The 10,794-nt window shown below is 68.6% G+C and carries 12 protein-coding genes; 5 read left to right on the top strand and 7 right to left on the bottom strand.

All coding sequences use genetic code 11. The features are described from left to right. The 6 genes from ABJK40_RS00005 to ABJK40_RS00030 form a co-directional block, all read right to left on the bottom strand. On the bottom strand, nucleotides 1-195 hold a 195-nt coding region (locus ABJK40_RS00005; RefSeq protein WP_348481943.1), incomplete at its 3' end, for a hypothetical protein. A 143-nt stretch (nucleotides 196-338) separates the two neighbouring features. Continuing rightward, nucleotides 339-731, bottom strand: coding sequence for a type II toxin-antitoxin system RelE/ParE family toxin (locus tag ABJK40_RS00010; RefSeq protein ID WP_348510110.1), 393 nt, complete (start codon nucleotides 729-731; stop codon nucleotides 339-341). Next, nucleotides 670-903: a type II toxin-antitoxin system ParD family antitoxin gene (locus ABJK40_RS00015; protein WP_348481939.1), complete on the bottom strand. Its 234-nt coding sequence runs from the start codon at nucleotides 901-903 to the stop codon at nucleotides 670-672. Before ABJK40_RS00015 ends, ABJK40_RS00010 begins: the two co-directional genes overlap by 62 nt. A gap of 104 nt (nucleotides 904-1,007) precedes the next feature. Next, on the bottom strand, nucleotides 1,008-1,559 hold the full coding sequence (gene ilvN, locus ABJK40_RS00020; RefSeq protein WP_348481937.1) for an acetolactate synthase small subunit: 552 nt from the start codon (nucleotides 1,557-1,559) through the stop codon (nucleotides 1,008-1,010). A gap of 1 nt (nucleotide 1,560) precedes the next feature. Next, nucleotides 1,561-3,408, bottom strand: coding sequence for a biosynthetic-type acetolactate synthase large subunit (gene ilvB / locus ABJK40_RS00025; RefSeq protein ID WP_348481935.1), 1,848 nt, complete (start codon nucleotides 3,406-3,408; stop codon nucleotides 1,561-1,563). Between the two features lie 288 nt (nucleotides 3,409-3,696). Further along, nucleotides 3,697-3,924 (bottom strand): hypothetical protein, encoded by a 228-nt coding sequence (locus ABJK40_RS00030; RefSeq protein WP_348481933.1) that lies wholly within the window; start codon nucleotides 3,922-3,924, stop codon nucleotides 3,697-3,699. A gap of 146 nt (nucleotides 3,925-4,070) precedes the next feature. Between ABJK40_RS00030 and hemG the strand changes: the two genes are divergently transcribed. The 3 genes from hemG (at nucleotide 4,071) to lnt (ending at nucleotide 8,072) form a co-directional block, all read left to right on the top strand. Beyond that, nucleotides 4,071-5,504 carry a protoporphyrinogen oxidase gene (gene hemG, locus ABJK40_RS00035; protein WP_348481931.1) on the top strand — a complete coding sequence of 478 codons (1,434 nt, stop codon included), beginning with the start codon at nucleotides 4,071-4,073 and terminating at the stop codon, nucleotides 5,502-5,504. Between the two features lie 81 nt (nucleotides 5,505-5,585). Beyond that, nucleotides 5,586-6,344, top strand: a complete 759-nt coding sequence (locus ABJK40_RS00040) for a class E sortase (RefSeq protein WP_348481929.1) — start codon at nucleotides 5,586-5,588, stop codon at nucleotides 6,342-6,344. Between the two features lie 66 nt (nucleotides 6,345-6,410). Next, nucleotides 6,411-8,072, top strand: coding sequence for an apolipoprotein N-acyltransferase (gene lnt / locus ABJK40_RS00045; RefSeq protein WP_348481927.1), 1,662 nt, complete (start codon nucleotides 6,411-6,413; stop codon nucleotides 8,070-8,072). Here lnt and dtd read toward each other — a convergent pair. After that, the gene (gene dtd, locus ABJK40_RS00050) at nucleotides 8,035-8,490 is read right to left on the bottom strand and encodes a D-aminoacyl-tRNA deacylase (RefSeq protein ID WP_348481925.1); all 456 of its coding nucleotides are present in this window, start codon (nucleotides 8,488-8,490) and stop codon (nucleotides 8,035-8,037) included. The two genes, lnt and dtd, sit on opposite strands and share 38 nt — an antisense overlap. 118 nt (nucleotides 8,491-8,608) lie before the next feature. Between dtd and ABJK40_RS00055 the strand changes: the two genes are divergently transcribed. Both ABJK40_RS00055 and ABJK40_RS00060 read left to right on the top strand, forming a co-directional pair. After that, a complete protein-coding gene (locus tag ABJK40_RS00055) occupies nucleotides 8,609-9,496 on the top strand; it encodes an aldose epimerase (protein ID WP_348481923.1) in 888 nt (295 codons plus the stop codon). Between the two features lie 99 nt (nucleotides 9,497-9,595). Beyond that, the coding region (locus ABJK40_RS00060; RefSeq protein ID WP_348510111.1) for a sigma-70 family RNA polymerase sigma factor at nucleotides 9,596-10,794 on the top strand (1,199 nt) is incomplete at its 3' end.

Genomic DNA, 10,794 nt, shown 5'->3' on the forward strand with positions numbered 1-10,794 from the left:
CCACACGAAGCGATCCGCCTCATTCTCGACAGCACCAGCTGAAGACTCTTGCTCGGACGCCGGCGGCTGCAAGCCGATCGGTGATCGGGACTCGTCGGACCAAAGCTCAGACACTGGTGAACCGGGGTCGATGCCGTGCGGTGCAACATCGATACTCGCAAGCCTCGGTGTGCGCATCCGGATCTTTCGCTCCATGGAGAGCACGGCAGCATTGCCCGGGTGGGAGCTCGAGATCGTGCATCCGTCGCCCATGATGGTCGTGTGCGGCCTCGGCGGTAGGGGACGCTCAGACGCCTGCGCTCGGGTGACCTCTCGAGATCGTGCGTGACGCACCTGGGTCAGGCGTCGGGATCTTGCAGGCTGGCTGGGATGTCTCGGCTGGTGTGGAGGAGTCGCCAGACGTCGACCGAAGCTTTGCGTTCCAAGTAGAACAACAGGTACGGAAATCTGCCGGCTGCCACGACCCGGAGGTCCGGAACAGCGAGTTCGTACGCGAACCGGAGCGATCCGAGCCGAGGGTTTCGACCGATGCGTCTCGCTGTGGCTTCGACAGAGTCGACGAGGCGGATGGCTGTTGCGACGTCGGCTTCGGCGGCTTCGTAGCCGCTGGCTGATTCGAGATCGAACGACGCGAGTTCTCGGAACTGGACCGGCTTGGCCGCCAAGAGTTCAGCCCTCCGTCGAGATGCGCTGACGCAGTGCCTTGAAGTAGGCGGCGTCGGCAACAACACCGGGGCCGGAGTTCGCGCCTTCGAGGACGAGGTCGCGGAGGTGGCCTCGTTCGCGATCGCGTCGGATCAGATCGCGGACGTACTCGCTGGTCGACCCGTAGCCGTCATGAGTGACCCGCTCATCGACGAAGGTCTTCAGCTCGTCGGGCAGCGACACGTTCATCGTGGTCATGGCCAAGACACCAGCTGACTTGGCAAACTTTGTCATCTGGCGCGCGTCGACGAGGAAGCTCACGATGTGAACGGTCCCACCAGCACCAGACCGGACGAGGTGGTTCAGGTGGCGACGCGGAGGCGGGCGGAGCGGTCGAGCTTGGGGAGCGCGACGCGCCCGGTGCGTTGGAGTTCGACGATGCCGTAGGCGCTCAGGAGGTCCTCGAAGTCGTCGAGCTTGTCGGGGTGCCCTTCGAGGCTGACGGTGATCACCTCGTCGGAGACGGCGATGATCTTGCCCTCGAAGATGTCGACCAGGCTGGCGAACTCGCTGCGTTGATCGGCACCGGCCTTGATGGTGGCGATCATCAGTTCCCGTTCCACGCTGCGCTTCGGGTCGAGCTCGCTGATCTTGATCACGTCGATCAGCTTGAACAACTGCTTGGTGATCTGTTCCAGCGGTGCGGAGTCGAGGTCAACCACGATCGTGATCCGGCTGCGTGCCGGGTTCTCCGCCGGAGCGACCGCCAAGCTGACGATGTTGTAGCCGCGACGTGCAAACAGTCCGGCCACTCGGGCCAGCACGCCCGGCCGGTTCTGGACCAGAACGGAGAGGATGTGGTGATTCATCGTCTCGCGGTAGGTGTTGACGCCGTACTCACGGGTGCGGGGCATGTCAGTGACCGTCCTTCAGCTTGGTGTCCACCGGCTCGGGTGCCGGCTTCAGCCGATCGGCTTCGTCACGCTGGCTCGCGTGCAGGATGAGGTCGGTGTTGCTGGCGCCCGCGGGCACCATCGGGAACACGCCCTCGGTGGCGTCGGTGCGGAACTCGACGACCACCGGACGGTCGTTGATCGAGTTGGCCTTCTCGATGGCCGGGCCGACCTCTTCGGGCGACTCGACGAGGATGCCGACGCAGCCCATCGATTCCGCCATCATCACGAAGTCGGGCACCTTGGCGCTGTCCAGGAAGACCGACGAGTAGCGCTCGTCGTAGAACATCTCCTGCCACTGACGGACCATGCCGAGGAAGCTGTTGTTGAGCAGCGCGACCTTGATCGGCAGCTTCTCGAGCGTGGCGGTGATCATCTCGGTCGCCGTCATCTGGAAGCAGCCATCACCGTCGATCGCCCACACGGTGCGGTCCGGCATGGCGGCCTTCGCGCCGATCGCGGCGGGGATCGAGAACCCCATCGTGCCCAGTCCACCGGAGTTGACCCACGTGTACGGGTCGTTGAACTTCCAGTACTGCGACGTGAACATCTGGTGCTGGCCGACGCCGGACGTGACGATCGTGCCCTCGGGGGCGTGCGCGTTGAGCTGCTCGATGCAGTACTGCGGCTTGAGGGCCGCACCCGGCTCCGACATGACGTAGGTCATCGGGAACTGTTCACGCCAGCCCGAGATCCTGCTCTTCCACGCCGAGGTGTCGGCCTGGACCGTCCCGGCCGCGAGCAACTCCTTGATCTCGCGGACGATCTCGACGATCACGTAGTTGGCGTCGCCGACGATCGGCACGTCGGGACGACGCACCTTGCCCTGCTCGGCCGGGTCGATGTCGACGTGGATGATCTTGGCCTCGGGAGCGAAACCGTCGACCTTGCCGGTGATGCGGTCGTCGAACCGGCTGCCGAGCGCGACCAGCAGATCACTCTGCTGCATCGACGTGATGGCGGTCGCGTTGCCGTGCATGCCCGGCATCCCGAGGCACAGCGGATGGTCGTCGGGGAACGCGCCGCGGGCCATCAGGGTCGTGACCACGTGGGCATCGACGAGCTCGGCGAGTTCGCGCAACGCCTCGGCAGCGCGCGCCTTGAGGATGCCGCCGCCCGCATAGATGATCGGTCGCTCGGACTCCAGGATCATCGCGGCGGCCTGCTTGATCATCTTCGGATGACCCTTGATGTTCGGGCGATATCCGGGCAGCGACGCGAGGACGTCCTCGTCGCTGGGCCAGTGCCAGTCCATCTCGTTGGTGAGCGCGTCCTTGGGGACGTCGATCAGCGTCGGGCCGGGTCGACCGGTGGTGGCGATGTGGAACGCCTGTCGCACCGCCATCGGGATCTCGTCGGCCGACATGACCAACTCGTTGTGCTTCGTGCACGAGCGGGTGATCCCCACCGTGTCGCACTCCTGGAACGCATCGGAACCGATGGCGGCGGTGGGGACCTGACCGGTGATCGCGACCATCGGGATCGAGTCCATGTAGGCGTCCATCAACGGCGTCACGAGGTTCGTGGCGGCGGGGCCCGAGGTCACCATGGCGACGCCGGGCTTGCCCGACACGTGGGCATAGCCCTCGGCGGCGTGGCCGGCACCCTGCTCGTGGCGCACGAGGACGTGACGGATCGACGAGTCGAGCAGCGGGTCGTACGCCGGGAGGATGCAACCACCCGGGTAGCCGAACATGATCTCGACGCCCTCCATCTCGAGTGAGCGGATCAGCGCTTGGGCGCCGGTGATGCGCTCGCCGTCCGGATGTGTCGATGCGTCAGCCCTGCTGCTGGTCGCGGTGTCAGCCATGGTGTTGCCTTCGTTCTCTCCGGGGTCGCCCCGGGGTCGATGATCAGTGTGGTCGTTGTGGAGGTCGAATCAGCGGTGGACGTGCGCCGAAAAAGCAAAAGACCCCCCGGTCGGGAGGTCGAGCACGCACAGAGATGTGTGGGCGCGTGCTATTGGAGTACTACGACCAGGATCTGGGCGGGGAGTTCGGACATGCGCTTCACAGGTCTCATCAAACCACCATCGACACCCCGAACGCAACTCGCGAATCGGCGGCGGGTTGCTCGATCGGAGCGGCGGGCGGGCGCATCAGCCGGCGACGGCTTCGGTCTTGATGTCGGCGCCCGTCATGTTCGGGGTGCCCTCGCTGGCGGCGCTCAGCGAGATCAGGATGCCGACGAGCGTGCCGACGGCGAGCGCCATGGCGAGGCTGCGGGCACGGACCGGGCGACGGTCGGCGGCGGCCGTGCGTCCGGCGAGGGAGAAGTTCGAGTGGTCGGCGGGGTTCTTCGGCTGGATCTGGAGGACGGCGGTCATGGATCCCATGATGAGCGACGACCCCGACGGACGGAATGGGGAGAACTACCCGCGGACCGCCACCTGTCGCTCGTGCGGAACGGCTGTCCACCGTCGGGGCATCGTCCTGCAGCACCACCGGCTCCGCTGCGTACCCTGGGCACCCGATGACCGCACCGGACGATCGCGACGCCACGGCGTCGACGCCACCACGACCTGCACGTCGGGTCGCCGTGATCGGCGGTGGGATCACCGGCGCTGCGGCAGCGCACCATCTCGGTCTCCGACGAGCCGACGGAACGCTCGACCACGTGGTCCTCTTCGAGGCCGAACACGACGTGGGCGGTCGGAGTCTGACCACTCCGTTCGCCGGGCTCGACCACGTCGACTGCGGACCGGATGCGTTCCTCGCCCGCGTCCCCGACGCCACCGCGCTCGCCGCACAGGTCGGTGTCGTCGACGAACTCGTCCACCCCGAACGCGTCGGCGCCGCGGTCTGGTACGACGGCATGCACGACATCCCCGACGGACTCGTACTCGGTGTTCCCGGCAACCCGCTGTCGCTCGCCCGATCGTCGCTCCTCTCGTGGCGGGGCAAGGCCCGAGCCGCACTCGAGCCACTCCTGCCGCGCACCTCGACCGAGCCCGACTCGATCGGCGAGTTCGTCAGGGCGAGGTTCGGTGACGAGGTGCACGAGCGTCTCGTCGACGCGCTCGTCGGCAGCATCTACGCGACCGACACCGATCGGTTCAGCCTCGCCGAGATGCCGCAGTTGGCTGCGCTCACCTCCGATCGCAGCCTGCTCGCGGCCGCACGACGGACGGCGACGAAGGGCACGGCCAGCGCAGCCGCATCCCCGATCTTCGCCACACCCGCCGCCGGGATGCAGCGTCTCACCACCTCGACCGTCGCGGCCGCACGCTCGAAGGGCGTCGAGGTACGTACGGGCCGGCCCGTCGTGATCGAGTCGGCTCCGGGAGCCTCGGAGTGGGCCGTCGACGGCGAGCGGTTCGACGCCGTGATCGTGGCGACGCCCGCCGGCGCGGCGCTCGGCGTGCTCGGAGCGGTCGCGCCCGACACCGTCGAGATCCTGTCGCGGGCCGAGACGTCCGACGTGGCACTCCTCTCGCTGCACGTCGACGGCTCGGAGTGGCCCGATCGCCTCGGAGGGCGCAGCGGCTACCTCGTTCCCAAACCGGTCCAGCGATCGGTCACGGCCGTGTCGTTCGCCAGTCAGAAGTGGGCGCACTGGCAACCGCCCGGCGGCGGCCAGATCCTGCGGGTCTCTCTCGGCCGCGACGGAGCACCCGTCCTGCACCTCTCCGACGAGGAACTCGTCGAGCGGGCGCTCGACGATCTTCATCTGCACCTCGGCGTGCGGTTCTCCCCGACCGAGGTGCGTGTCAGCAGGTGGCCCGGTGCATTCGCCCAGTATCGGCCGCATCATCGTCGCTGGGTCGAGGCGCTGCGAGCCACCTTGCCATCCGGCATCGCCGTCGCCGGCTCTGCCTACGACGGGATCGGCATCCCGGCGTGCGTTCGCAGCGGCCGAACGATCGCGGAACGCGTGGTCGACCACCTCGCTCCTCTGCCACACTGAAACGTGGTGGACGTCCCGATCCCGACCGAGCCGCATCGTGGGCCGACTGCGCCCGCCGACGTCTCAGGGTCGCGGTCGCGGATGTTGGCCGTCGGCCTCCCCGCCGTGTTCGCCCTCTCGGCCATCGGCGGCGTCACGTTCCTCGTCGGTTCCGGCGACGACGCCGTGAGGACGGGCGAGATCGCCACGACCACGACGACCACCACCGTCCCCACCGACGAGTTCACGGCTGCGGGCGTGACGGTCGAGGTCGCCACCATCGCCACCACGGCGACCACCGTGGCACCGACCACCACGACGGCGGCAACCACCGTCCCCGCACCGACCACCACCACCACCCCGATCGTCGTCGAGGTCTCGCTTCCCGCACAGCCCATCGATCCGCCGGCCGACCCGCGCGGGTTCGAGGAACAGGTGCAACTCGGTGGCATCTCGATCCCCAAGCTGGGCGTGGACGAACCGCTGCTCGAAGGCATCCGCCTCACCACTCTCGACAACGGTCCCGGCCACTGGCCCGGTACCGCGATGCCGGGAGACGTCGGCAACGTCGTGGTCGCCGCTCACCGCACCAGCCACGGCGGCCCCTTCCGCGACATCGACCAACTCGTGGCAGGCGACGCCGTGGTGTTCACGACCGATGCCGGCGAGTCCGAGTACACGGTCACCGGCACCGAGATCGTGAACCCCGACGCGCTCTGGATCGTCGACCCGACCGACACGGCCACGGCCACCCTGTTCGCCTGCCATCCGCCCGGGTCGACGCGCCAACGCATCGTCGTGCACCTCGAGCTCACCGTCCGAGACCAGCTGCGGACGCCTGTTTCGCCGCCTCTGTCCTGACCGCGCCGTTCGACGTCGACCGAGCGGCCCGATGGCGACCGCCGACCGGACGGTAGAACTGTCGCCGTGATCCCGCCCGACGCGAACGACGATGTCGAGAACGACCCCGGCGGGAACGGTCCCGTACGCGTCGATGCCGCGGGTACCGGTGCGGGAGCGACGATTCCGCTGCGGCGTCGGGTCGCCCGACCGGCACTCGCTCTCGGCTCGGGTGCACTCGTGGCGCTCTCGCTGCCGCCGTGGGGGTTCTGGCCGCTCGCGCTTCTCGGCATCGCACTGTTCGATCTCACGCTCCGCGACACGACCAGCCGCCCCGCACGAGCGCGGAGAGGATGGCTCTTCGGCGCGGGTTGGATGTTCCTCGGGATGGGCTGGATGGTCCAACTCACCGGCCCCGGCTACATCGTGGCGGCCGCGATCTTCGCCGGCTTCCACGCGTTCGCCGCTGCGATCGGCACGACACTCGGACGCAACGGCCGCTGGTCGGTGCTCGCCCGGCCGGTCGCGCACACGCTGGTGGAGGCGCTGCGCTTCTCGTTCCCGTTCGGCGGAGTCCCACTCGCGACGCTCGGGATGAGCCAGGTCGGTGGCCCGTTGGTCGGTGTCGTCCGTGTCGGCGGTGTGACCCTGCTCACGTGGCTCACGTTCCAGCTGGGGTTCGCCATCGTTCCCGGAGTGCGAGGAGCACTTCGGCACATGAGGGAGACGGCCGACGGTCTCCCTGCCGACGATCCGGTGTACCGGAGCACATCGGAACGCCGCGCCGTCACCACGGCGCTGTGCCTCGCGGTGGGGACCCTCGCCGCGGCGGGCTTCGCACCCCGGGGATCCGACACCGGCGAGACGCTGCGGATCGCCGTCGTCCAGGGTGGCGGTGAGCAGGGCACGCGGGCGCTCGACGTGCCCTCGATCGTGGTCACCGAGCGGCACCTCGAGGCCACCCGGACCATCGCCGCCGATCCCGACCTCGACCTCGTCCTCTGGCCCGAGAACACCATCGACGTCGAGAACTTCGAGGTGTCCCAGGAGGCCGCGATGATCGTCGCCCAAGCCGATCGACTCGGCGTGCCGATCGCGGTCGGGCTGACCGAAGACGTGCGCGTCGACGGCGAGCGCCGCTACACGAATGCCCACGTCGTGGTCGCCCCCGACGGCGAGATCTTCAGCCGGTACGACAAGGTGCGCCGCGTCCCGTTCGGCGAGTACGTGCCCCTGCGCTCGGTGATCGAACGCTTCTCCTCGGCAGTCGACCAGGTCGGCAGCGCGATCGCCGGAACGACCCCCGCCGTGCTGGACCTGCCCGACGGCCAGCGGCTGGCGACGGTGATCTCCTGGGAGGTGTTCTTCGGGGGCCGTGCCCGCGAGGGCGTCGCGCTGGGGGCAGGGATGGTGATCAACCCGACGAACGGGGCGAGCTACACGGGCACGATCGTGCAGACCCAACAGGTCGCGTCGAGTCGCCTGCGTGCGATCGAGACGGGCCGCTGGGTCGCGCAGGCCTCGCCGACCGGGTTCAGCGCGTTCGTGTCGCCCGACGGTGACGTGATCGACCGCACCCGCCAACGCGAACAGGCCGTGATCACCAGCGACGTGCCGCTGCGCGACGGGTCGACCTGGTACGTGTCGGTCGGTGACCGACCGTTCATCGTGGCGCTGGTGCTCGCGATGATCGGGCTGCTCGCAGCGGACGTCAGGTCTCGACGATCAGGGTCACCGGCCCGTCGTTGACGAGGTCGACCTCCATGTCGGTGCGGAACCGTCCCGTCTCGACACGCAGTCCCGTCGACCGCAGTCCGTCGACCACTCGATCGACGAGCGGTTCGGCGTGCTCCGGACGAGCGGCCGCCACCCAGCTCGGTCGTCGTCCCTTGGTCGTGTCCCCGTACAACGTGAACTGACTGACCACGAGGAACTCGGCGTCCACCTCGGCAGCGCCCAGATTCATCACTCCGTCGTCGTCACCGAAGATCCGAAGACCGGCCAGCTTGCGGGACATCGCATCGGCCTCCGCCTGTCCGTCGTCGTGCGTCACTCCGATCAGGACGCACGCGCCCGGGCCGATCCGACCGACGCAGACGTAGTCGTCGTCGGGTCCCGGCCGACTGAGGACCTCGGCCCGCTTCACCCGCTGCACCACTGCTCGCACGGCCCCATCGTCGCACTTCGACCTCTCCTCCGCCGGCTCCGTCGCACTTCGACCTCCTGCTCCGTCCCGCTCCGTCCCGCTCCTTCGTCGGTCCGGGCGAATCCGTACAGTGAGTGCGATGACCGGCGACGTCGAACTCAGCGCCGGCGACGCACGCATGGTCGTGGTGCCCGCCGCCGGCGGCCGGATCCGCCAGATCTCGGTCGCGGGTGTCGACCTCCTCGCCGAGGCGAGCGACCACGATCCCCACTCCACACATTGGGGATCGTTCCCGATGGCCCCGTGGGCCGGCCGCATCCGCAACGGTCGCTTCGACTTCCTGGGGATCTCGCACACCCTCGACCTCAACCATCAGGACGGGGACGGCACGGGAGGCGGCACTCTGAGTCCACCGGTTCCGGCCACGCCCGGCACGCTCCCCACGCAGGACCGTGATCGCCATGCGATCCACGGCACGACGTTCGCCCGTGAGTGGACGGTGGCATCGGCCGACGGGAACCGCATCGCCATGTCGTGCGAACTCGTCGATCCGCTCGGGGTCGACTCGCTCGGCTGGTCTCTCGCCGGTCGTGCCGATCAGGTCATCACGCTCGCACCCGACCACGTCGCGCTGTGGATGCGTGTCGCCGCCACGGACGAGGTGTTCCCCGCGTCGATCGGATGGCACCCGTGGTTCGCGAAACCGGACCGGATGGACTTCGACCCCGTCGCCATGTACGAACAGGACTCCGCCGGCATTCCCACCGGGCGACTCGTCACACCACCGGCCGGCCCGTGGGACGACTGCTTCGTCAACCACCACCCGATCGTCCTCCACTACGAGCGGGCGACCGCCGCCACCGTCACCGTGTCGTCACCGGTCGATCACTGGGTCGTGTACGACCGGCCGGACCGTGCGACGTGCATCGAACCCCAGACCGGTCCGCCCGACGCTCCGACCATCCGCCCCAAAGTCGTCGCCCCTGGCGCCCCTCTGGGAATTACCATGAAGATCGGCTGGGTCTGACGACCGTCGACCAGCGAGGTCCCCCGAAATCTTCGCGAAAACCGCGAGATCGCCTCCACTCACCGCTCTGGACAGGTGAGGAGGAGGCCCACATGTCCCATGACGATGCATTCGAGCGACGCAGCACTGGTCGCCGGCCACCTGGCCGGGGACCCCAGCGCGCTCGCCGGGATCTACGACCGCTACTCCGATGCGCTGCACGACACCGCTGCAGCAATGCTCAACGACCGCAGCGAGGCCGCCGACGTCCTCCACGACGTCATCCTGATCGCCGCCGAACGTTTGGGCCAGTTGCGCGACCCCGACCGCCTGAAACCGTGGCTGTTCGCGATCCTGCGCAACGAGGTGTACCGACGCACCAAGAAGCGCCGCCGCACGATCGCCACCGACTTCTCGGGATCCGACGACGGGTACGACATGGCTGACGAACGCCACCTCGACCCCGGCGTCGACGTGACGGAATCCGTCGCCGGCGAGGATCTCGCCGAACTCGTCCGCAACGCAGCGCGCGGCCTCGACGAGCGTGACCAACTGGTGCTGGAGTTGTCGGTTCGTCAGGGCCTCGGCGGGCAGGACCTGGCCGACGCCCTCGGCGTCAACGCCAACCAGAGCTACACGCTGGTGCACCGCATGCGCGAACGCGTCGAACGGAGCCTCACGGCATACGTCGTGGCCAAGGCCGGGCGTCAGGACTGCGACGACCTCGACCGGTTGCTCGCGAAGTGGGACGGCGAGTTCACCGTGCTCGTGCGCAAACGCGTGGCGCGCCACGTCGAGGCGTGCGAGGTGTGCGACACCCGTCGCAGCAGGGTCGCCCCTCTCGCACTGTTCGCGTCCGCCCCGGTCTATGCGGCTCCCGGTGCGCTGCGCGACCGGATCCTGGCCGGGGCCACGGCATCGACGCCCGCTCCGTCCACGCCGTATGCGTTCACCGCCACCGACGGGTTCCCCCGGATCGTGCGGACCGCACGGCGCGTCGCGGCCTGGGTCGCGCCGACGGCAGCCGCCTGCCTCCTCCTGCTGGCGGCCGGCACCGGCGTGGCACTGATCGATCGCGGCGACGGCGACGCCGTACGCGACGAGGCGTTCGTCGACACGTCGGACGCAGAGGTGCCGGCGGCGATCACCACGTCGTCGACGACGGTCGCGCCGTCGACCACGAGCAGAGCGACGAACGACGCCGTCCCGCTCACCACCGCCGTGCCGACCACCACGTCCGACACCAGCGTCCCGCCGACCGAAGAACTCGCCACCACCGTTGCCTCGACGGTCGAGACGACGACCCCACCCGCTCCCAC

This window comes from Ilumatobacter sp. (assembly GCF_039969435.1).
Taxonomy (GTDB): Bacteria; Actinomycetota; Acidimicrobiia; order Acidimicrobiales; family Ilumatobacteraceae; genus Ilumatobacter_A.

Coding starts and splice junctions, on each gene's coding strand:
- ABJK40_RS00015 (WP_348481939.1), bottom strand. CDS start 903: ATGACCACGATGAACGTGTCGCTGCCCGACGAGCTGAAGACCTTCGTC.
- ilvN (WP_348481937.1), bottom strand. CDS start 1,559: ATGCCCCGCACCCGTGAGTACGGCGTCAACACCTACCGCGAGACGATG.
- ilvB (WP_348481935.1), bottom strand. CDS start 3,408: ATGGCTGACACCGCGACCAGCAGCAGGGCTGACGCATCGACACATCCG.
- ABJK40_RS00030 (WP_348481933.1), bottom strand. CDS start 3,924: ATGACCGCCGTCCTCCAGATCCAGCCGAAGAACCCCGCCGACCACTCG.
- hemG (WP_348481931.1), top strand. CDS start 4,071: ATGACCGCACCGGACGATCGCGACGCCACGGCGTCGACGCCACCACGA.
- ABJK40_RS00040 (WP_348481929.1), top strand. CDS start 5,586: ATGTTGGCCGTCGGCCTCCCCGCCGTGTTCGCCCTCTCGGCCATCGGC.
- ABJK40_RS00055 (WP_348481923.1), top strand. CDS start 8,609: ATGACCGGCGACGTCGAACTCAGCGCCGGCGACGCACGCATGGTCGTG.